Raw genomic sequence first — 22,308 nt, 5'->3', positions numbered from 1 at the left:
AATTCTCATACGAAAGGGTGGCGGCCACGCCGCCCTGGCTGCTCTTGGTGGAGTCGCGGTTGCGGGCGTCGCAGGTGATGACGGGAACGGCCGGGCTGACCTGCAGTGCTTCCCGGACGTCCTCGATCGAGTGYCGCAGGATCCCGTCGAAGCAGTTGACGCCAATCACGAAGGGCAACTGCCGCTGCTCGAAGTAGTCGACCGCGGCGAAGCAATCGGCCAGTCGGCGGGTGTCGGCGAGCACGATCGCACCGATGGCTCCCCGCACGATATCGTCCCACATGAACCAGAAGCGGTACTGCCCGGGGGTGCCGAACAGATACAGGATCAGATCTTCGTCCAGCGAGACTCGGCCGAAGTCCATGGCGACCGTGGTGGTGGTCTTGTCCATCAGGTGGGTGAGGTCGTCGATGTGGGCTCCCGCCTCGGTCATGACGGCCTCGGTGCGCAGCGGGACGATCTCGGACACCGAACCCACGAATGTGGTTTTCCCGGCGCCGAATCCGCCCGCTACCACGATCTTCACCGAGGTCGTGGCGACGGCGGAGTTGACCCGCCTGTTGTCAGAGCTTTCGAAGGCCACTGAGAACCCTTTCGAGCAACGCGAGATCCGGTGCCTCGTCGCGGTCAGGCTGCTGGTGGACGCGGACGAAGCCTTCGTCCGCCATATCGCCTACCAGCACGCGGGCCACCCCGAGGGGCACCCGGAGGCCGGCTGCGATCTCCGCGATGGATCGCACCTGCCGGCACATGGCGGCGATGGTCTGTTGCTCCAGGTTGAGGCCGATCGCTCGTTCCTCGCCGAGAGGCGTCGTGAAGACGAGTGCCTCGATGGCGAGTTCATAGCGCGACCGAGTGCGCCCACCGGTCATCGCATACGGACGGACGACCGGCCCGGGCGTGCCCTCGGGATCGATACTCACCCTGACTCCCTGTGTTGCCGTCCGGTCACCGCGGAAGGGTTCCCTGCAGTTCGGCGCGCAACGCCGGGGTCAGGACGTCCTTCGCCCGGCTGACCAGCAGTGCCATCTCATAGCCGACCAGACCGATGTCGCAGGACGGTGCCGCGAGCACTGCCATGCTCGCGCCGTCACTGATTGCCATGATGAAGAGAAAGCCGTGCTCCATCTCCACGACCGTCTGGGTGACGCCGCCCGCCTCGAAGACGCGGGCGGCGCCCTGGGTCAGGCTCACCAGTCCCGAGGCCACCGCGGCGAGCTGGTCGGCGCGATCCCGGGGGAAACCGTCGGAGACGGCGAGTAGCAGGCCGTCTGCGGACACCACAACGGTGTGGGCGACACCCGGGACGCGATCGACAAAATTGTTGATCAACCAATTGAGGTTCTGGGCTTCAGAACTCACGGGTGTCACCGTTCCTCCTGCGCGTCACGTCGAGGATTCCTCGCGGTGTCGACTCCGACATCACGTCCCTGCCGTACGCCCTGGTAGAAGCTGGCAAGCCGGCCTCCTACAGCCTCAGGAGATCTGGCCGAGGTGTCGGTGGGACGCCGGCGGGGCGCGGGTTCGGCGCTGCCGGGCACGAGATGGGTCATGGGAACTCGCACCGGTAGGCCCGACCGCGTCACGCCGCCTGTGCTCGGCTGACGCAACAACTCGGCCGCCTGCCAGCCGGCGTCCCCGGGAGATGTCCAGTTCTCCCGGGACGGGGGCTGCTGGGGCGTTGCCTGGTGCTGTGCTGGCTGGTATTGCCCTGCTGGTTGATGGTGTGGGGCCGTCTGATGCTGGGCCGCGAAGGCCGGGACGGGCGGAGCCGCTGACGGCGCGTCCGTCGCGGGCTCCTCCCGTGCCGGTGTCCGGGTAGCCGTGAGCGGATCGACTCCGGAGCGGGCGGGGCCGCGTTGCCCGAAGGCCCCACCGAGCCCCGGACGGACCGGGGAACGGGGCGGTGGCGCCGCCCCACCGGCACCCGGCCCGGTGGGGCGGGYCGCCGCGGCCGCCGTCGAATGCTGGGCGGGCGCCCGATCGGACGGAGAACGTCGCTGGAACCACGCCGACACGGAGTCGAAGATCGGCGACGTCTCGATGTCGTCGGTGTCCCGGTCTGCCGTGGTCTGTTCGCCGGTGTCCTCGCCGGAGACCRCCTCTGTCGTCCCGGTGTCGCGCAACCGCCGGGACGCGAGCGCCGACGCCAGCCGGTCGCGGGGACCGGTGGACTCCGTGGACTCCGTGGACTCCGTGGACTCCGATCGTTCCTGCGGAACGGGCCGGTTCTCGGAGCGGGCGAACACGCTGCCGGCCCCGGGGGGCGGCTCCTCGGCCGACCGGGGCCGCTCACCGGCATCGGGCCGGCTCTGGCCGGGCGGTGTCGGGCCGGGCGGTGTCGGGCCGGGCGGTGTCGGGGTGGGCGGTGTCGGGGTGGTGTCGGGCTGCCCGGTCCGACCGGGCCCGGTGGCGCCGCCGGAACGTGGTTTGGTCCCCCAGCGGTTGTCCCCGAACGACACCGGTCTCGTCTCGTCCGTGACCGGATCGTCCCGTCGTCCGAATCCGCGCCGGTCGATGGTCTGGGTGTCCGGTACGACGTCGGGGGGCGGTTCGAGCCGGCCACCGGGAGCGGTGCGGCCGCGGCCGCGAAGGGCATCGAGGTCGAGCCCCCGGTCGTCGAGCTGCCGTGGGTCACGGGGATCGTCCTGCCCACTGGAGCCGGGCCGCTCCCGGGCTCCCGGGACCGGGTGGTCCTCGTCGTTTCCTCCCCGCCCGAGTAGATCGTGCGGCAGGGTCGGCGGAGCGGCGCTGATGCCATCCGTCTCGCTGTCGCGCTCGGTGCCGCCGTCGAGGCCGGGAGCGAAGTCGTCCGGCCCGAAGTCGCGATCATCCGCGGTGGGCGGCGAACCCGTCCGGTCGGATCCGAGCTGAGCGGCGGCCAGCGGCCCGGTGAGAGGGAACGGCCCGGTGCTGGGGAACCGCCGGGGCCCGCTGGAGTCGTCGAAGAGGCTTTCTGGTCCGTCGGATTCACTCGCGGTCCGGTGCCCGTTGGCCCCGGTGCCGTTCGTCGACGCGACCCTGCCGTCCACCGGTTCGGGAGTTCCCGAGCCGGTGCGTTCCGGCCGCTGCGGGGCACGCGGTCCGGTCGGGGAACCGGGGATGGCCGGCGAGTCGCCGACGCGGGTTCCCAACGCCGGCGCGGCGGGCCGGGCCGGTCCCGTGCCGGCCCCGCCGTCTCCGGTCACCAGCTTGGCAGGCAGYCGGACGACAGCGGTGATACCTCCGGAGGCGGACTCACGCAGCTGGACGTGAATGCCGTGGCGGCTGGCCAGCCGACCGACCGCGAACAGGCCCATGGTCCGTGACACCGACACGTCGACCACCGGCGGGTTCGCCAGTCGGTCGTTGACCCGTTCGAGTTCCTTGGCCGGCATGCCGATGCCCTGGTCCTCGATCTCGATCATCGCCCCGGCCCCCGGACCGAGCGAGCGGCTGGTGACGAGGACGCTGGTGGCCGGCGGCGAGTACGAGGTGGCGTTCTCGAGGAGCTCGGCGACCAGATGGACGACGTCGCTGACACCGTTGCCGGCGATGGACACCGCGGCGGCCGAGGTCTGCTTGACGCGGGTGTACTGCTCCACCTCGGAGATGGCCGCCAGTACGACCTCGTTCAGTGGGACGGGGTGTGTCCAGCGCCGAGCGGTGTCCGTGCCGGCGAGGACGAGCAGGCTTTCGTTGTTCCGCCGCATACGAGTGGCGAGGTGATCCAGCTTGAACAGGTTGGACAACTGGTCCGGATCCTGCTCGCGGTTCTCCAGCTCGTCGATGAGACGCAGCTGCCGTTCGACCAGTCCCTGACTGCGCCGGGAGAGGTTCACGAACATCGCGTTGACGTTGTTCCGCAGCGACGCCTGTTCGGAGGCCAGCCGGATCGCCTCCCGGTGAACCTCGTCGAAAGCCCGCGCGACTTCGCCGACCTCCTCGTCGGTGTCGATACCGACCGGTTCGATCGAGTCGTCGATGTCCAGCTCGGTGGAATCGCGCAACCGACGGACGGCCTCGGGAAGCCGATGGTCGGCGACGTCCAGMGCGGCAGTCCGCAGCGCCAGCAGGGGGCGGACCAGCGATCGCGCGACGATCAGTGCGGCGAGCAGGGCGAGGGCCAGGATGAGCAGGATCAGCAGACCGGACAGCAGCGCGTGGCGCTGGATGTTGCCCCGCAGGGTGCCCGCGCGGGCGTCGACGAGGCCCAGGAGCTTGTCAACGGCTTCCGTGCCGGTGTCGATGGTTCGCTGGGTCGCCTGGTCCCATTTCTCGGCTTCCAGYGCGGTCAGCGGCTGACCGATGGGCGCGTTCAGAATTTCTTCGACGTAATTCTGGGTGTTGCGGATGTCCCCGTTGGTCTCGGTGTCGATCGTCGGTTCGTAGACCGCGAGCTGGTTCGGTAGAGCGGCGTTCTCGAGATCGTTGCGCTGGCGGCCCCGCTGGGTCTCGGCCGACAGGAACTCGCGATAGTCGTCTGCCGTGAAGACCTGGTTCCCGTTGCGGGTAAACAGGCCGTGGATGAGTGTCTGCTCCTCGGCGAGAAGTTCCGTCCCGGACATCAGGAAGTAGGCCGTGTTGACCCCGGCGTTGAGCTCCTGGTCGTCATTTCCCTGTGGGATCAGCCGGATCAGGTTGACCAGTGAGTCAATGATCGGCTGAAAGGCGGTCTCGACCGCCTTCCTGTCGATCAGCCTTTCGATCGTCTGCCGCTTGGCGGGCAGCGTGTCCATCCGGCTGCTGACGTCGTCGAGAGCGCGGCGTACCTCGCTGCCGAAGGACCCTCGCCGCTCGTTCGCAGCTGACTTGTACGCCCTGTAGGCTTCATCGACCGCCGCCCGGCGGGTTGGAATCGTGCTCCCGTCCCGGGCGCCGACGGGACCGCTGGCGACGAATCCGGTGCTGTAGGTGCGCTCGGCCTGCAGGGCGTGGACCAGCCCGGCCGCGGAGCGGCTGATCTCGGTCAGATCGGACACCCGGTTGACGTCCCGCGTGCTCGTCAGCACCGTACCCGCCTCGATGGACGAGTAGGCGAGGATCGCGATGACAGGCACGGCCAGAATCGCGATCAGCTTGGTGCGTACCCGCCAGTTGGTGGGGTTGGCGGCGGCGCGACGAAGGCGCGCCAGTCCCGACCCGGCTGGGTTCGGTGGCGCGGCGGATCGACCATCGCGCTGCCCGCCGTCTTCGGCGTCCACGGGCGAACCCGGCGCCACTGTCGGCTCCGAGTCTGCGGCGATGCCCGTGCTGCTGGCCATCGGTTGTCTGCGCACGTACCTTCGCAACCTCTCCGCCAGCCTCCCGGAACAGGTCGTACCAGGATGGCTCGGTATCGGGCCCGGATGTCCCTTGTCAGGCACCATAGCGGTACGAAGTCGGCATCCGAAAGGCGCCTACCGTAAGCGCCTTGGTGGCCGCACGTCAGTTGTCGCTACTGCGCGCGGAGTCACCACTACCGTAACCGCCGGGGAAGCCCGACATCGGGCGTCACTGATGATCGAAGCGCTTGTCGGGGTGAGTGAACCGGGCTGAAGGCGCAAACTCGGCATCCTAGACATCTCCTACATGAGCCCTTACCGCCTTCGCGGCGGTGCCCGGTGCGCTTCGTCTGTTCCGGTGAAGGCCGTGGGAGATGGTTGGGCGCCTGGACGGACCGGTGGGGTCGCCGTGTCCGTAGGCTTGCGGGGTGAGCGAGTTGCAGCGTAGCAGTGCTGGCCGTGGTGCGGAGCCGACGGATACCGGCGCGGTTCGGGATGTTCCGCGGTCCCCGGCGGACGGCCCCAGCGGCCCGTCCGCGGTGGGGCCTGCGGGCTATGACACCGTGCTGGTGATCGATTTCGGTGCTCAGTATGCCCAACTGATCGCCCGGCGCATACGCGAATGTCATGTGTATTCGGAGATCGTCCCGTGGGATATGTCGGTGGACGAGATCCTCGCCCGGCGTCCGTCCGCACTGATCCTTTCTGGCGGCCCGAAGTCCGTCTACTCGCCTGGCGCGCCCCGGGTCGATCCTGCGTTGTTCGCTACCGGAGTGCCTATTCTCGGTATCTGCTATGGCCATCAGGTCATGGCTCAGGCGCTTGACGGCGCCGTCGCGCGCACGGGAACCGCCGAGTACGGAGCAACTCGTCTGTCGGTGTCGGATCCCGGGGTTCTCTTCGACGGTCTGCCCGTTGTCCAGCAGGTCTGGATGTCGCACGGCGACTCGGTGACCGCCGCGCCGCCCGGCTTCCGGGTAACGGCTTCCACGCCGTCGGCCCCGGTCGCCGCCTTCGAGGACCCCGCGCGTCGTCTCTATGGCGTGCAGTTCCACCCGGAGGTGGTCCACAGCGAGCGAGGCATGGACGTGCTGCGGCACTTCCTGCTCGTGGGTGCGGGCTGCCGGCCCACCTGGACGATGATCAACATTGTCGACGAGGCTGTCGCGGCCGTCCGGGCCCAGGTCGGGACCGGACGGTTGATCTGCGGTCTGTCCGGCGGGGTGGACTCCGCGGTCGCTGCCGCGCTCGTGCACCGGGCGGTGGGAGACGCGCTCACCTGCGTCTTCGTCGATCATGGTTTGCTGCGGGCCGGCGAGGCGGAACAGGTCGAACGCGATTTCGTCGCGACTACCGGCGTGGATCTGGTCCATGTCAAGGCGGCCGACCGGTTCTCCGCCGCGCTGTCCGGAGTGACCGACCCGGAGCGGAAGAGGAAGATCATCGGTCGTGAGTTCATCCGGGTTTTCGAGGAGTCCGCCCGCGAACTGGAGGTCCGGGCGGAGGCGGAGGGCGCGACGATCGACTTTCTCGTGCAGGGGACATTGTATCCCGACGTGATCGAATCCGGCTCGCCGACGGCCGCGAAGATCAAGTCGCATCACAACGTCGGTGGACTGCCCGAGGACCTGCGGTTCGATCTGGTCGAGCCGCTTCGGACCCTGTTCAAGGACGAGGTCCGTCGGCTCGGCGAGGAGCTGGGGCTGCCCGAGGAGATCGTCTGGCGCCAGCCGTTCCCGGGCCCGGGCCTCGCCGTCCGCATCATCGGCGAGGTCACGCCCGAGCGGCTCGACGTGGTGCGGGCGGCCGACGCGGTGATCCGGGAGGAGATTCGCAAGGCCGGCCTGGACCGCGAGATCTGGCAGGTCTTCGCGGTGCTGCTCGCCGACGTGCGGTCGGTGGGCGTCCAGGGTGACGAGCGTACGTACGGCTTCCCGATCGTCCTGCGCGCGGTCACCAGCGAGGACGCGATGACCGCCGACTGGGCCCGGCTGCCCTACGGCCTGCTGGAACGCATCTCGAACCGGGTGGTCAACGAGGTGCCGCAGGTTAACCGGGTGGTGTACGACATCACCTCCAAGCCTCCCGGCACGATCGAGTGGGAGTGACGATCCCGGATCGGAGCGCGTGCCCGTCGGACGACCCCCGCCGACGGGCACGTTTGACGTCTGGGCGGGACCGGAGCACCCTGGATGATGTGACCCCGCACGAGATGGCCATTACCTAGGCGCGCGACCGATCATCGGGTCCGCGCCTCGCCCTTCCGCCTTGTCCTGGCGGGGGGCTTTTTTATTGCCGCGGTCATGGTGAGGTGGCCGCTCAGCCGCCGGGAGATGCTCCATGACCGCAGCAGCCGCAGACGACCGATCGGTAGCCCCGGACGCCGAACTCTGGGCGTCGGACATCCGCGCCGCGGCCCGCGTCCTTGCCGGGGTGGCACGACGGACCAGGGTCGTGCGGGATCTCGGCCTGTCGGCGGCGGTCGGTGCGCCCGTCTGGCTCAAGTGTGAGCACGAGCAGCACACCGGTTCGTTCAAGCTTCGGGGCGCCTACCACCGGGTGGCCACCGCGGATCCGGCGACGCGGGCCCGGGGGGTGGTGGCGGCCAGTGCCGGTAACCACGCCCAGGGAGTGGCCTTCGCGGCCGCGGCCTTCGGCGTCGAGGCGACCATCTTCGTGCCGGTAGGGGCCAATCCGGTCAAAGTGGCGCGGACGCGCCGGTGGGGCGCCCGGGTCGAGAAGATACCCGGGGGGGTGGAAGCGGCGCTCGCTGCGGCCGCCACCTTCGCCGCCCGGGGAGACCGGCTGCTGGTCCACCCGTTCGATGACCCGACGGTAGTGGCCGGGCAGGGCACGATCGGCTTGGAGTTGCTCGATCAGATGCCCGATCTCGGCACCGTTCTGGTCGGGGTGGGCGGCGGAGGGCTGATCGGCGGGCTGGCCGCGGCGGTGCGGTCCCGGCGCCCCGATGTGCGAGTGGTCGGAGTGCAGTCCGTGCTGTCGTCGGCGTTTGCCGCGTCGCTGCGGGCTGGCCGGCGGCTCACGGTGCCCCCCGGTGGGGCTGCGACGCCCGGTGCCGGAACGACGCCCGGTGCCGGAACACTGCGGGGAGTCGGGACGATTCCGGGCAGCCGGACGTCCGAACAGCCGACGGCGCCACGTTCGTCACGGGTGGTCCCGGCGTCGACCACGATCGCCGACGGTATGGCGGTGAACGCTCCGGGGGTCCTGACCTTCGCCCTTGCCGCACGCCTGGTGGACGAGATCGTCACGGTCGATGAGGCGGCGTTCTGGGAGGCGATGGTGTTGCTGCACCGGGCCGGCCACCAGGTGGAACCGGCCGGCGCCGCGGGGGTCGCGGCCTTGTTGCGTCGAAGTGATCTCGCGCAGGGCCCGACGGTGGCAATCCTGTCGGGTGGCAACATCGACCCGGGGGTGGCCAGCAGGGTGAAGGCGCTCGCGGCCATCCCGCCGAGCGCGTCGAGTACCGCGTGACTACGCGACTACGCGACTACGCGACTATGTGACTACGTGRCCGCGTGGCCACGTGGCGTGGCCGCTTGGCCGCTTGGCCGCGGGGCCGCCTGACCGCCGGTGGGCCGGGCGTTGACGCGGACCACGGCCATCGACGACCCGCCCTCGCGCGCGGGGCGGGGCGGGAACGACGGACAATAGGCTGGTCAGCACGCGGGTCGACGACCACTGGGCGTGGACGTGTGATGGTCATGCGGTGGCATGGACGCGCGAGGACCGCGGCCGGGTGGGGCCGTCGGTGCATCTCGCGGACCACACCGCGGACCGGGCCGTTGGGTGCGATCCGGGCATGCCGCGGTCCGACCTGCCCGACGTCGAACGTACGATCGGAGTCCCATGAGCGGCTTTTTCGGCGATTCCCACGGCGGCGGATCCGGCATCGCCGGGTCGGTCGGGACGGATGTCCACGGCGGTGCGCACGTGCCCTACGACCTGTTCGSCCCGGCGGTGCTGGCGCCGCCGGTGGGCGGGGACGAGCCCGGTGGCTTCTCCTCGCCACGCCTGGATGCCGAGGGCCTGCTCGACGGGCTCAACCTGCAGCAGCGGGCGGCGGTGGTGCACATCGGGGCACCCCTGCTCGTCGTCGCGGGCGCGGGGTCCGGCAAGACGCGGGTGCTGACCCACCGTATCGCGTACCTGCTGGCGGCCCGGGGGGTCCGGCCGGGGGAGATGCTGGCGATCACGTTCACCAACAAGGCTGCCAACGAGATGCGCGAACGGGTCTCGGCGCTGGTCGGTCCCCGGGCGCGGGCGATGTGGGTGAGCACCTTCCACTCGGCCTGCGTGCGCATCCTGAGGTCCGAGGCGAAGCGTCTCGGGTTCGGCTCGACCTTCTCCATCTACGACGCCGCCGACGCGCAGCGTTTGATCACTCTGGTCACCCGTGACCTTGATCTTGATCCCAAACGGCATCCCGCCCGAGGTCTGGCGGCGCAGATCAGCAACCTGAAGAACGAACTGATCGACTGGGAGGCCGCACGGGACCGGGCCACGAACCACCTCGAGCGGACCGTCGCCGAGGTCTACGCCGCTTATCAGCAGCGGCTGGCTCAGGCCAACGCCCTTGATTTCGACGATCTGATCATGATGACGGTGAACCTCCTCCAGTCGTTCCCCGACGTCGCCGAGCACTACCGGCGCCGATTCCGACATGTGCTCGTGGACGAGTACCAGGACACGAACCACGCGCAGTACGTCCTGGTGCGTGRACTCGTCGGCCAACCGGCGTACTTCGGTGGCGGGTCCGCGCCGGTGGAGCCGGCCGAGCCGGCAGCCGGGCCGGGTACCTGGGCCTCGGGCGCCGTCCCACCGGCGGAGCTGTGCGTGGTTGGYGACGCGGACCAGTCGATCTACGCCTTCCGTGGGGCGAACATCCGCAACATCGTGGAGTTCGAGGAGGATTTCCCGAACGCCGCAGTGATCCTGCTGGAACAGAACTACCGCTCCACCCAGACCATCCTCTCCGCCGCGAACGCGATGATCGCGCGTAACAACCAGCGCAAGGCCAAGCGACTGTGGTCGGACGCCGGTGACGGTGAGAAGATCGTCGGATTCGCCGCCGACAACGAGCACGACGAGGYGGCCTTTGTCGCCGAGGAGGTCGACCGGCTCTCGGACGCGAAGCTCGCGCGGCCCGCCGACGTCGCGGTGTTCTACCGGACCAACGCCCAGAGCCGGGTGTTCGAGGAGATCTTCGTCCGGGTCGGGCTGCCCTACCGGGTGGTCGGCGGGGTGCGGTTCTACGAGCGCAAGGAGATCCGTGATCTCCTTGCCTACCTGCGGGTCCTCGCCAATCCTAGCGACACGGTGAACCTGCGTCGCATCCTGAACGTGCCCCGGCGCGGGATCGGCGAGCGGGCCGAGGCGGCCCTGGCGGGCTTCGCTGATGTCGAGCGGATCGGGTTCGCGCAGGCACTGGAGCGTGTCGACGAGGTGCCGGGGATCGCCGCGCGCTCGGCGAAGGCGGTGCGCGAGTTMACCGCGCTGCTCGCCGAGCTACGCGCCGTAGCGGCCGACAACCCGGTGGCCGTGGTCGAGGGGGTGCTTGAACGCACCGGCTACCTGTCGGAACTCCTCGCCGAGGACACCGTCGAGTCCCAGGGCCGKGTGGAGAACCTGCAGGAACTGGTCGGAGTGGTCCAGGAGTTCGCCCGGCGGCTGCCCGAGGGTACGCTTGCGGAGTTCCTCGAGCAGGTCTCGCTCGTCGCCGACGCGGACCAGGTTCCGACCGACGACGGTTCCGATGGTGTGGTCACTCTCATGACGCTGCACAGCGCCAAGGGCCTCGAGTTCCCCGTCGTCTTCCTTACCGGTCTCGAGGACGGCGTCTTCCCGCACCTGCGGACCCTGGGAGATCCCACCCAGCTCGAGGAGGAGCGTCGGCTCGCCTATGTGGGTGTCACCCGGGCCCGGATCCGGCTCTACCTGACCCGCGCGGTGATGCGCAGCGCCTGGGGCCAACCGGCCTACAACCCGCCGTCGCGCTTCCTCGGCGAGGTGCCGGACACGCTGGTTGACTGGCGCCGGCTGGCCGATCCCCCGCCAGCGCCCGCGGGGACGTCCTGGGGCTCGTCTGGCGGGTTTGGGTCGGGCGCGACCGGCCGGGGCGCCGCCGGCGCCCCGGCGGCGCGTAAACCGCTACCGAACTCGCCGTTCTCGGGTCGCGCGCGGCCGGCCGCTCGGGCCGTCCTGGAGTTGCGTCAGGGCGACCGGGTGACGCATGACAGTTTCGGTCTCGGAGTTGTCGTCGCCACCGGCGGGGTCGGTGACTCCGCGGAGGCGACCATCGATTTCGGCGAGAACACCGGCACGAAGCGCCTGCTCCTGCGGTACGCCCCCGTCGAGAAGCTCTGACGGTCCCGAGAGTCCCGGCCGGTCCGCCGCCCCGGCGAGGCAGCTCGCGACCAGGTGGGCAACCTTGCCGCTGAACGCCAGGGAATGATGCCCGAGGCCCGGCACGGTGTAATTTTCGATGTCGAGATCGGGATGGTCGAGCGCCGCCTCGGCGGGCCGCACCACGCTGTCCAGCCCGGCGCCGATCGCGACGAACCGGGTCCGGCAGCCGGGGGCGGGTGCGGCGAGCTCGCGTAGGAGCGCCGATCCCGGCCGTAGCTGGGTGACGAGCCGGTACGGCACCGACCGGGGGACGAGCCCGGCGAGACGGGTGCCGGAATGAGGCGTCGCGAGAGTGATCAGCGTGTCCACGTACTGATCGCCCCCGAGTTGCTGCACGTAGTAGCGGGCCACCAGCCCGCCGAGTGAATGGGCGACGATGTGCACGCGCTGCCTGCCGCTGTCCGTCATCGCGGCGTGCACGGACGCGGCGAGTCGGAGCGCCGCTTCCTGCACCGTCGGCACGAGCAGCGGCAGCTCCACCGTGCGCACCCGGCGGAAACCGCGGCGGCGTAGCGACCGGCCCAACCGGGTGAACACGGACCGGTTGTCGATCAGGCCGTGGATCAGCAGGATCGGGGTGCCTGCCGCGTCGGGAGCGTTGACCAGYAGGCTGCGGTGCAGCGGGGAGAGCGCGCTCAGCGAGTAGGGCTCGTGCTCGCGCGGGCGCTGCCGGCGCAGCGCACTCGCCGGGTAGAGGGCGAGGTGGGTGGCGATCCAGGCCGCTTCCACGGCGAGCCCGCGGGCGTTCACCGGGGTCGTGCGCAGGCCGGTGAGGACCGACCGCCCTGGAGCGGCGATGTTGTCCGCGGCCACGGCCCGCCTCAGGCGGGCCGTGGCCGCGGACAACGATGGCAGTATCCACTCGCCGATGGCCCGCTCGCCTTCCCTCGCCGTACCATCCGTGCCGCCAGCCGTGGTGCTCGCCCCCCAGGTCGGCAGATATCCCGGTGGCCAAGTAAAGACCGGAGAAAGATGCTACAGACTGTTAGGTAGCCCTGTCGACCATCGAGCCTGCCGTCGGCGCAGCCGATCGTCCTGGTCCCCCCGGCTCAGGGATGCGAGCAGCGATGCGGCGTCGCGCGCCGTCTCGGCTGCGGTGGTGGCGGACAGGAGCCGATCGGCGAATCCCAGCGCGTTCAGGTCGGTCGGCCGTAGCCCGCAGACGTTTGCGGCCCGCTCGACCGGTATCCGAAGCGTGACGGCGGTGCCCTCCGGGGAGAGCGCGGTGAAGTAACTGTCCGGGGTCATGGCGACGACGTCGGTGACCGCCGCGGCGAGAGCCCCGCCAGAGCCGCCCTCACCCAACACGATCGACAGCGTCGGCGAGGGGCAGGCCAATACCGCGGCCATCGCATCCCCGATCGCCGCCGCGATGCCCGCGGCCTCGGCGTCCGCGTCGTTCGCCGCGCCGGGCGTGTCGACCAGGGTCACGAGACCGATCCCCAGCTTCCCCGCGAGCCGGGCGGCGCGGACCAACAACCGGTACCCGGCCGGCCCCGGGGCGTCGCCGCGACGGGCCCCGACAGCCACGACCACCGCACGCATCGGCCCTCCCCGCCCCGCAGGCCCCGTAGCCCCCGCAGGCCCCGTAGCCCCCGCAGGCCCTGCGATGTCGCCCAGGAGCACCCCCACACCGGCCACGACCCGGGGATCCGGCCCGACCAGGTCGACGCCGTCGGGAAGCAGCGTCCGCAGCACCTCGATGCCGTCCGGGCGGATGCCATCCCTGGCCGCCCGCACCTGCGCCCACCCGGAGCGCGCGGCGGCATGTTCAGCTCCCGGCGCAGGTCCGTCGGACCCGGTTCGGGTGTCCGGATCGTCGGGCGGGACGGGGAGGGTGGTCCCGTCGCCGGCTCGTGACGGGCCGCCGTCCGATCCGTCTGCCTGGTCGCCTCTGTCTGCCTGGTCGCCCGATCTGCCCGGAGTGGTTTGGCCACCCGGGCCGGTCCGGGTACCTGGACCGGCCCGGCTCTCCCGATCGGGTGGATCCGCCAGGCCGGTCAGGGCCCGCCGCAGCCACACCTGGATGGCACCGGGCGCCGGCGCCGCGTCAACCAGCCCTGCGGCGTACGCCGAGTCCGCGGTGTAGCTGCCCGGGGGCGGGGCGGCACCGGTGGCCGCCGCGACCACCCGAGGCCCGGCGAAGCCGACCGTCGCCCCGCGCACCGCGCACCGAAGGTCCGCGCGGGAGCCGATCGTCACCCAGACACCACCGGTGGTGGGCTGGTCCGCGACGGCGATGTGACCGACCCCCGCCGCGTCCAGTGCGGCGAGCGCCAGTGCGGCCCGGGGCAGCCCGACGAGTCCGGCGACCCCTTCCTGCAGGCGGGTGCCGCCGCTGCGCAGGAACGACACCAGGGGACGGCGGCTGGCCGCGGCCGCGGTGGCGGCTTCGGCGAACCCACGTGCGTCCCGCTCGCCAAARCTTCCCCCGTAAACCGTGAAATCCCAGACCGCGACCACGGCAGGGATGCCGGCCACCGCGCCTTCGCCCCAGCGCAGGGCCGGTCGAGCGTCGTAGTCGGGCCAGCCCAGTCGGTTGACGGCCGCGGCAGTGGCGGGCCGCAGGGTGATGCCTGCGAGCAGGGCGGCACGCCAGTCGGCGGTCGTCTTCTGGCCCGGCCGGGTGTCGTTGTCCACGTCCGCATCTTCGCGCCCGGGGCCGACCGGATGTCCGTCGTCGCGGCCGCGGTGTCGTGGAACACGGACGGGCGCTCCCCGCCAGCGGGTGCTCGCAGGCCCGCACGCCTGGGACGCTTCGTGCCCTCGGCCCGATGGCGGCCGGGACATAGTCTTTCATCCACAGCCCCCCGGCGGGTGGCAACCCGGATCGAACCCGCTACACCGGTGCGGCGAGGGGAGCAGCGAGGGAAGCGATGCTCACACCGCTGATGGAGGAGGATCCTCGCCAGATCGGCCCGTACCGCCTGCAGAACCGGATCGGTGCCGGCGGGATGGGGACCGTGTATCTCGGTTTCGCCCCGGATCGGCGTCCCGTCGCCGTGAAGGTCGCAGCCGAGGATCTCGCCGAGGACGAGGAGTTCCGCAGCCGCTTCGAACGTGAGGTGCGGGCGGCGCTGCGCGTGCGAGGCACGGCGGTGGCCGCCGTGCTCGACGCCGACACCGAGGCCGCGGCGCCGTGGATGGTCACCGAGTACGTCGAGGGGACCAGCCTGGCCGAGGCCGTCCGGGCCCGCGGTCGGCTGGAGGACCACCTCGTCCGGGGTCTTGCCGTCGGCCTCGCCGACGCGCTGGTCGCCATCCACGCCGCCGGCGTCGTCCATCGTGATCTCAAACCGTCCAACATCCTGCTGGCCTGGGACGGACCCAAGGTGATCGACTTTGGGATCGCGCACCTGACCGACAGCGCCACGCTGACCCGCACCGGTCATGTGATCGGCACGTTGGCCTGGATGTCACCGGAACAGATGCGCGGCGAGCCGTCGGACGCCTCAGCGGACGTCTTTGCCTGGGCGAGCTGCGTGACGTACGCGGCGACGGGGCGACATCCCTTCCATGCCGAGACGCCGGACCTGCTTGCCGTCCGGGTGCAGCGGGACTCTCCCGATCTCTACGCGCTCCCCGGGTACCTGCTCAACCAGGTCGCGAGGGCGCTGTCCAAGGCCCCGCGGGAGCGGCCGGACGCCGCCTCGCTGCTGGCCGCGCTGGTAGGCCGGGAGGTGCGTGGGGTCACCGAGGCCGATGCCGCCGCCGGTGACGTCCTGGAGCGGACCTGGACCGGATCGTCTCCGGCGTTCGGCGTGCCCGCCCCGTTCCCCGCGCCGGTCTCCTCCCCGTCGCCGAATCGTTCCGGTCCGCGTGTCCCCGGCGCGGGGCGAGTTCCGGCCCGGCCCGCGCCGGGGGCGGCCGGCTCGGCCGGCGGCTGGGCGCCGGATGTGCAGGGACCAGGCCCGGCACCCGGCCTGTGGCCGGTCGGACCGCCGCCACCCGCATCGGCCTTTCGGCCCGCCGTGCCATTACCCCCCGCGGCTCCGCTGCGACCGGTCGCCCCGCCAGCGGTCGCCCCGCCACCATCGTCGGGAGCGGTTTCCCCGGGGGGGGTGGGCGGATCAGGCGCCCGCGGGGCGTCGGGGCACGACCGCCGCGGACGTGGCGTCCGATCCGGGACGGTCGGAGGTGACCTATCGCTCCAGCGACCCGACTCCGCCGGCGCGTCCTCCGGATCCATCCGCCTTCCCGCCAGCGGGTCGACCGGCTGCGCCGCGGGTCGGGCGGTGGACCGACGCCAGGCGGGCCGAGGCGTCGCGGCGCCGGCACTGGAACAGCGCCGCGATGCTGTCGGTTCTCCTGGCGGTACTCTGGATCTTCGGGATTGGGAGTGCCGCGGCTGTCGTGGTCGGCCTGGTCGCGCGGGTTCGGATCCGCCACAGGGATGAGCGTGGCGCCACAGTGGCGGCCTTCGGCATCGGCCTGGGTTGGCTCGGGATCGGACTAACGATGATCTTGATCGTCGTTATCCTGAAATTCGTCTAACTGGTCCGGAGGGGCCGRCCACGATCGGTGTTTCTTCCATGTGATTTCCGGCATAATGAGGGTCTCAACTTTCGTGACGTCAGACACGGGACGGCCTAGGGCAGATCCCGGCGGTCACGCTCAGCGGCTCCCGGCGGACCCGCGCTCTGAGAGCGGCGAGGCGGAAGCCACCCTCGGTGCGACAGGTGTCCACCTCATTTGTCCTGTATCTGTCCTGTATCGACGACCCTGCCGGGTCCCCGGAGCGGGTCGAGGGATGCGCCGGACCGGCCCKTTCGATCCCACCCGCGGGCCGCCAGCGACGGCGGTGGTGCACGGCGCGTGGCGCGCGCCGTAACGCCCTCGTCAGTAGGCTCGCAGGCGTTCTGTGCAGCTCTACGTATCCCAACCCGTAACGACCGCATCCGACTGGACGGACCGTGGATCTTTTCGAATACCAGGCGAAGAAGYTGTTCGCCGAACATGGCGTACCGGTGCCCACCGGGAAGACCGCGACCACCCCCGAGGAGGCCCGCGCGATCGCCACCGAGCTCGGTGGCAGGGTCGTCGTCAAGGCGCAGGTCAAGACCGGAGGCCGGGGCAAGGCCGGTGGCGTCAAGGTAGCCGACGGGCCGGATGACGCCTTCGCGAAGGCGACAGCGATCCTCGGCATGGACATCAAGGGCCACACGGTCCACTCGGTGCTCGTCGAGGAAGCCAGCAACATCGCCGAGGAGTACTACGCATCCTTCCTGCTGGACCGGGCGAACCGCACCTTCCTCGCCATGGCCTCCCGAGAGGGCGGCATGGAGATCGAGGAGGTGGCGGCGACCAAGCCGGAGGCGCTGGCCCGGATTGCGATCGACCCGCTCAAGGGAGTCGACGCGGCCAAGGCTCGCGAGATCGCGGTCGCGGCGAAGCTGCCCGAGGCGGCTCTGGACGGCGCGAGCGAGCTGCTGGCCAAGCTCTGGACCGTGTTCGTCAAGTCGGACGCCACCCTCGTCGAGGTCAACCCGCTGATCCTCACCGGTGACGGCCGGGTCGTCGCCCTCGACGGTAAGGTCAGCCTGGACGACAACGCCGACTTCCGCCACCCGGAGCACGAGGCGTTCGTCGACGTGGCCGCGGTGGACCCGCTGGAGCAGAAGGCCAAGGAGAAGGGCCTCAACTACGTCAAGCTCGAGGGCGAGGTCGGGATCATCGGAAACGGTGCCGGCCTGGTCATGTCCACCCTCGACGTGGTGACCTACGCCGGGGAGGAATTCGGCGGCAAGCGCCCGGCGAACTTCCTCGACATCGGCGGCGGTGCGTCCGCCGAGGTCATGGCGAACGGTCTGTCGATCATCCTTGGTGACCCGGCGGTCAAGAGCGTCTTCGTCAACATCTTCGGTGGCATCACCTCCTGYGACGCGGTGGCCAACGGCATCGTGCAGGCCCTGAAGATCGTCGGCGACGTCAGCACCCCGCTGGTGGTGCGCCTCGACGRCAACAACGCCGAGGAGGGCCGCCGCATCCTGGCCGAGGCGAACCTGCCGGTGGTCAAGCCGGTCGACACGATGGACGGCGCGGCGAAGCTCGCCGCCGAGCTCGCCGCGGCCGCGGCCTGACCTGGGCGAAGGGGATTGCGAACCGATGGCTATCTGGCTTGACGAGAACAGCCGGGTGGTGGTGCAGGGCATCACCGGCTCGGAGGGCAGCAAGCACACCCGCCGCATGCTCGCCGCGGGCACGAACGTCGTCGCCGGCGTGAACGCGCGCAAGGTGGGCCAGCAGGTCGAGGGCGTGCCGGTGTTCGGCTCCGTCGCCGACGCGATGGCGCAGACCGGCGCCAACGTCTCGGTGATCTTCGTTCCGCCTGCGTTCACCAAGGACGCGGCGATCGAGGCGATCGACGCGGCGATCCCACTCGCGGTGGTCATCACCGAGGGCGTGCCGATCCACGACACGACCGAGTTCTTCGCCTACTCCCGGTCCAAGGCGACGACGCGGATCATCGGGCCGAACTGCCCGGGTATCGCGAGCCCCGGTCTGTCCAATGCCGGCATCATCCCGGCCGACATCACCCCCGGCGGGCGCATCGGYCTGGTCAGCAAGAGCGGCACGCTGACCTACCAGATGATGTACGAGCTGCGGGAGTTCGGCTTCTCCACCTGTGTCGGCATCGGTGGCGACCCGGTCATCGGCACCACGCACATCGATGCGCTCGATGCCTTCCAGGCCGATCCGAACACCGACGCGATCGTGATGATCGGTGAGATCGGCGGTGACGCCGAGGAGCGGGCCGCGGCGCACATCGAGGAGAACGTGACCAAGCCGGTCGTCGGCTACGTGGCCGGCTTCACCGCGCCGGAGGGCAAGACGATGGGCCACGCGGGCGCCATCGTGTCCGGTTCGTCCGGTACCGCGCAGGCCAAGAAGGAAGCCTTGGAGAAGGCCGGCGTCCGGGTTGGCAAGACCCCGTCGGAGACCGCCCGGCTGATGGCTGACATCATGCGGTCGTTGTAGGCCTATCCTGATGCCGAGCCCCCGCGGGACGCGGGGGCTCGGCACCGGGACAGGTAGGGGTCTCGGCCGCGGGGCTTCGGGACGGACGTCTTCCCTTCGCTTCCGACGGCTGCAAGACTCCTGCATCGGTGCATCGACGACTCTCGTCCCCGCACCGACCGACCAGACGAAGTGGGGTTGCCGTCGTGGCACAAATCGGCGGTCGTAGCGTCGCCACCAACGACATCGGGGTGATCGCCTCCGGGGCGGTCACGTTCATCGTGAGCTTCCTGCCGTGGTATTCGGTGAGCCTGGGATTTTTCGGCCGCTCGGCGGAGGCTCACAAGAACGCCTGGGGGCTCGGGTTCAACTCCTGGTTCCCGGTATTCCTGGTGGTCGTGGTCGCCGGTCTGGTGACGGCGCGCGTCGCCGCCAACGTCCGCATCCCGGACGTGGGTCCGGTCTCGATCCTGTGGATACTGCCGGCCGTCTCGGCGTTCGCCGTCCTCCTGCTGTTGATCAGATGGATTCGGTTCCCCGACGTGCCGAGCGGAGTGGATGCCGGGCCGAGTTTCGGGTTCTACCTCGCCTTGCTGCTGACGATCGTGCAGACCGTCTTCGGGGTGCTCACGGCGCTGGCGAGCGGAGCGCCCATTCCCGGCCGGCCAGGTGCCCGTCCCACCGGGCCCGGTCAGCCGGGCGCCTGGCCTCCGTATGGTGGTCAGCCGCCTTACGGCCAGCCCTACGGCCAGCAGCCCACGCCCGGTTACGGTCAGCCGCCCACGGGGTACGGGCCGCCGCCGGGCTATGGGCCGCCCGCTGGCGGGTATGGGCAGCCGGCCCAGCCGGGCGGATACGGCGCGCCGCCCGCTGGCGGGTATGGGCAGCCGGCCCAGCCGGGTGGTTACGGCCAGCCGTCGCAGGGTCATGGTCAGTCGCCCACGGGGTATGGGCAGCCGGCCCAGCCGGGCGGATACGGCGCGCCGCCCGCTGGCGGGTATGGGCAGCCGGCCCAGCCGGGTGGTTACGGCCAGCCGTCGCAGGGTCATGGTCAGTCGCCCACGGGTTATGGCCAGCAGCCGCCTCCGCCGGGGCCGGGTGGTTACGGCCAGCAGGAGTCTCCTCCCGGTCGTTGATCCGATGCCCCGGCGAGTGGTTCATGACGGTCGCTCGGGGGATGTGGCGTGGGGGATGCGGTGGGTCGACCTCTCCGGCCAACCATAACTATTCGTCCTACTTCGGGCATTTCCCGCGCCGACGACGGCGTGTTGTCCGCTGAGCCGCGCATCTGCGTGCGAGCGTCCTAACGTGCCCGCCTCCATGCAGCCGCCCCGACTGCCGCGACGCCTCACCGATCGGATCTGGCAGCGGGGCGGACGGCCTCTGGCGGAGGCGGTCGCCGCGTCGGCCGCGGGCCTGATCTTCATCGAATTCGTCGTTCTGGTTGTGTGGGGAGCCGATACCGGCTCCTCCACCGGACCCGCCGCGGCTCTGCGCGTCGGAGCCGATCTGTGGCTTGCCGCTCACGGAACGACGCTGCGGCTCCCTGACGGGATCATCGCGTTCCGGCCGTTGGGCCTCGCCCTCTTTCCGCTGGCCGCGGCGCTGAGCGCGGCGCATCGGCGGGCGAGCGCGGCACCACTGCAGTCGCATGCCGTGCTCAACCGGATGCCCCTGGGCCGGACGCCCCTGGGCCGGGTGTCGCTGAACCGGGTCTCGCTCGGTCGGATGCCGCTGGGCCGGGTGTCGCGGTTGCGGCCCGCACGGTTCGGCGGAGGGCGCCCCGCCGCTTCGGGGGCGAACCCCGGGGACTCCCGCGGGGGCCGATGCCGGTCGGATGGCGCCCCCGGGGTCCCCTGGCGGGCCGTGGCGGGCGACGTCATCGGCGTCGTGGGCGCCCAGACTCTCTTCGTCGTGGTCGTCGCGGTCATCGTGCGCACGCATTCGGTACGGCCGACCCCCGGTTCCGCGGCGCTGGGGACGGTCGCGTTCGGGATACCGGCCGCCCTGCTCGGCGCGCTGGCCGGTCGCCATCGGCTGCGCACGGCATGGCGGATGCTGCCCGTGATGCTGCGCGTCCCCCTGCTGTCCGGCGCGGCGGCGTTCATGGCGTTGCTGGCGGCCGCCGCGTTCGGGGTCGCGCTGGTGCTCGCGGCGACCGAGCCCGAGGTCGCCGCCGCCGAGCGCTCGCTCGACGTGGGCGCGCTCGGGGGTCTCGGGCTCACGGCGACCCAGCTTGCGCTGCTGCCCAACCTGGTCCTCTGGGGTCTGTCCTACGCCCTTGGACCAGGATTTCGAACGGGTTCGGGTCTGGTCCGGGCGGATGTCGTCCGCCCGGCCGATCTACCGGACCTCCCGGTGCTGGCGGCCCTTCCGCCGAGCGCGTTGCCCAGGCCCGGGTGGCTCGTGCTGGCGCTGGTGCCCGTCGTGGCCGGAGTCGTGCTTGCTGTCATGGTCCATCGGGCGAGCCTGGGACGCCGCTCCCGGGCTCGCCTCCTGACCGTCCTGCTCGGGGCGGTGGTCTGCGGTGCCCTCGTGGGTCTGGCGGTCCAGGTGTCGATGGGACAGGTCGGGACCGTGACGGGTCAGGGCAACCACTATGGTCCCTCGTCCGGATGGCTGTGCGGCCTGATTGCCGGGGGGGAGACCGCGCTTGTCGGACTCCTGTTGATCGGCGGCATCGACCTGGCGGCCCGTCGGGCCGAGCGGCCGTTCGTCGCCGACGACRCGGCGGCGTCCTCCTGGTGGCGCCGGCTGCAGCCATCCGGCTCATGGTCGTCAGCCCGGCTGTCACGACGACACCCCTGACTGGCCTCGCGGCCCCGCTGTCGCGGCCTCGTCGAGGTCTGTGGGTCCGCAGCTTCCCGCCCGGCGTGGATCTTTCCCCGCCCGCTCCCTCCCCGCCCGCCCGGCACCCCGTCGGCATCCGAAAACTGTCCGCGCAGTCGGTTACCGTGACCGCACTGGATCATCTTCACGGAGGTCGTCGTGGCGGTCACGGTCGCCCGTATCCGGGCTGAAGCACTCCGCCTGCGGGAGCTGGGCTGGTCCTATCGCCGCATCGCCCGAAGACTGCAGGCCCGCCATCACCTGAGCGCGCTCGTCGCGTTCCGCCTCGCGCACGGCTGGACGCAGGAGGAGGCCGCACGCCGCTGGAACGAGCGGTGGCCCGGTTCTGGGCCGGCCAAGACCGGTAAGACCTTCTCGTACTGGGAGAGCTGGCCGGCCAAGGGCAGCCGGGCGCCTTCCACGCAGGTCCTGTCACGGCTGGCTGAGCTCTACCTGTGCCGGCCGGGTGATCTGCTGGACGGGCGGGACTACGGCGAACTCGACGAGGGCTTCGAGGGAGGGGCGGGCCCCGCGGCCTCCGTCGGGTGCACCTGCGCAGCAGGCGGCACGGAGGAGGACGGGTGTGCGGGGCTGCGCTCGTTGGCTGACGGGCTGTCGTCTCCGGCGGCCTGCGAGGTCCCGTCCGCCCAGGCCCTCGACGCGTGGCTGGCAAATCTCCTCGCCGGATGGGTTCCGGCGGCATGATCGGCAGTCCCGGGCTCGGGTGGCCGCCTGGCGGGCCGCGCCCGGCGGGCGCCGGTGCGCGCGTTTCCGGTGGGAAGCGGCGGAGCTGGTCGAGTCAGTACAGTCGGACCGGCCATTGTTCCGCCGTCGTCCGCAGGTGGCGGTT

At 70.9% G+C, this 22,308-nt stretch carries 15 protein-coding genes and 1 pseudogene; 10 read left to right on the top strand and 6 right to left on the bottom strand.

Going from position 1 to position 22,308, the window contains the following annotated elements:
- The 4 genes from KBI5_RS14385 to KBI5_RS14370 all read right to left on the bottom strand — a co-directional run.
- Positions 1-583: ATP/GTP-binding protein (locus KBI5_RS14385; RefSeq protein WP_085015504.1), on the bottom strand; the 583-nt coding region annotated here is incomplete at its 3' end.
- Positions 564-923, bottom strand: a complete 360-nt coding sequence (locus KBI5_RS14380; protein WP_011435095.1) for a DUF742 domain-containing protein — start codon at positions 921-923, stop codon at positions 564-566. The genes KBI5_RS14385 and KBI5_RS14380, both read right to left, overlap by 20 nt.
- Positions 924-948: 25 nt before the next feature.
- Positions 949-1,371, bottom strand: coding sequence for a roadblock/LC7 domain-containing protein (locus KBI5_RS14375; protein WP_011435096.1), 423 nt, complete (start codon positions 1,369-1,371; stop codon positions 949-951).
- Positions 1,368-5,243 (bottom strand): sensor histidine kinase, encoded by a 3,876-nt coding sequence (locus KBI5_RS14370; protein WP_198537705.1) that lies wholly within the window; start codon positions 5,241-5,243, stop codon positions 1,368-1,370. Before KBI5_RS14370 ends, KBI5_RS14375 begins: the two co-directional genes overlap by 4 nt.
- A 539-nt stretch (positions 5,244-5,782) precedes the next feature.
- Here KBI5_RS14370 and guaA point away from each other — a divergent pair.
- The 3 genes from guaA (at position 5,783) to pcrA (ending at position 11,630) form a co-directional block, all read left to right on the top strand.
- A complete protein-coding gene (gene guaA / locus KBI5_RS14365; RefSeq protein ID WP_173645780.1) occupies positions 5,783-7,351 on the top strand; it encodes a glutamine-hydrolyzing GMP synthase in 1,569 nt (522 codons plus the stop codon).
- Between the two features lie 232 nt (positions 7,352-7,583).
- Positions 7,584-8,738 (top strand): pyridoxal-phosphate dependent enzyme, encoded by a 1,155-nt coding sequence (locus KBI5_RS14360; protein WP_085015503.1) that lies wholly within the window; start codon positions 7,584-7,586, stop codon positions 8,736-8,738.
- 375 nt (positions 8,739-9,113) lie between these two features.
- Complete coding sequence (gene pcrA, locus KBI5_RS27880) at positions 9,114-11,630, top strand: DNA helicase PcrA (protein ID WP_085015502.1); 2,517 nt, start codon at positions 9,114-9,116, stop codon at positions 11,628-11,630.
- Positions 11,631-11,918: 288 nt separating this feature from the next.
- Here the strand turns inward: pcrA and KBI5_RS28415 are convergent.
- Positions 11,919-12,401: pseudogene (locus KBI5_RS28415) on the bottom strand (alpha/beta fold hydrolase); the annotation flags it as partial.
- A 246-nt stretch (positions 12,402-12,647) separates the two neighbouring features.
- Positions 12,648-14,312 carry a carboxyl transferase domain-containing protein gene (locus tag KBI5_RS14345; RefSeq protein WP_023839770.1) on the bottom strand — a complete coding sequence of 555 codons (1,665 nt, stop codon included), beginning with the start codon at positions 14,310-14,312 and terminating at the stop codon, positions 12,648-12,650.
- A 236-nt stretch (positions 14,313-14,548) separates the two neighbouring features.
- On the opposite strand from KBI5_RS14345, the gene KBI5_RS14340 reads away from it, so the two are divergent.
- The 7 genes from KBI5_RS14340 (at position 14,549) to KBI5_RS14315 (ending at position 22,163) form a co-directional block, all read left to right on the top strand.
- Entirely contained in the window at positions 14,549-16,069 is a 1,521-nt protein-coding gene (locus tag KBI5_RS14340) for a protein kinase (RefSeq protein ID WP_347272505.1), read from the top strand.
- Positions 15,981-16,166: a DUF4190 domain-containing protein gene (locus KBI5_RS28735; RefSeq protein ID WP_347272506.1), complete on the top strand. Its 186-nt coding sequence runs from the start codon at positions 15,981-15,983 to the stop codon at positions 16,164-16,166. The genes KBI5_RS14340 and KBI5_RS28735 overlap by 89 nt, the downstream gene beginning before the upstream one ends.
- Before the next feature lie 419 nt (positions 16,167-16,585).
- Positions 16,586-17,752, top strand: a complete 1,167-nt coding sequence (sucC, locus tag KBI5_RS14335) for an ADP-forming succinate--CoA ligase subunit beta (RefSeq protein WP_085015501.1) — start codon at positions 16,586-16,588, stop codon at positions 17,750-17,752.
- Positions 17,753-17,777: 25 nt separating this feature from the next.
- Positions 17,778-18,650 carry a succinate--CoA ligase subunit alpha gene (sucD, locus tag KBI5_RS14330; protein ID WP_011435105.1) on the top strand — a complete coding sequence of 291 codons (873 nt, stop codon included), beginning with the start codon at positions 17,778-17,780 and terminating at the stop codon, positions 18,648-18,650.
- 185 nt (positions 18,651-18,835) lie between these two features.
- Positions 18,836-19,765 carry a hypothetical protein gene (locus KBI5_RS14325; RefSeq protein ID WP_011435106.1) on the top strand — a complete coding sequence of 310 codons (930 nt, stop codon included), beginning with the start codon at positions 18,836-18,838 and terminating at the stop codon, positions 19,763-19,765.
- Between the two features lie 172 nt (positions 19,766-19,937).
- Positions 19,938-21,437, top strand: a complete 1,500-nt coding sequence (locus KBI5_RS14320; protein ID WP_241882904.1) for a DUF6350 family protein — start codon at positions 19,938-19,940, stop codon at positions 21,435-21,437.
- A 180-nt stretch (positions 21,438-21,617) separates the two neighbouring features.
- Positions 21,618-22,163, top strand: coding sequence for a helix-turn-helix transcriptional regulator (locus tag KBI5_RS14315; protein ID WP_011435108.1), 546 nt, complete (start codon positions 21,618-21,620; stop codon positions 22,161-22,163).
- Positions 22,164-22,308: the final 145 nt, after the last annotated feature.

The sequence above is a fragment of the Frankia sp. KB5 genome (assembly GCF_002099325.1).
Taxonomy (GTDB): Bacteria; Actinomycetota; Actinomycetes; order Frankiales; family Frankiaceae; genus Frankia; species Frankia casuarinae.
This window is presented reverse-complemented; position numbering and strand designations above follow the sequence as displayed.

What these genes read in the sequence shown, in the direction of transcription:
- KBI5_RS14340 (WP_347272505.1), top strand. Translation starts at nt 14,549, where the DNA reads ATGCTCACACCGCTGATGGAGGAGGATCCTCGCCAGATCGGCCCGTAC.
- KBI5_RS14360 (WP_085015503.1), top strand. Translation starts at nt 7,584, where the DNA reads ATGACCGCAGCAGCCGCAGACGACCGATCGGTAGCCCCGGACGCCGAA.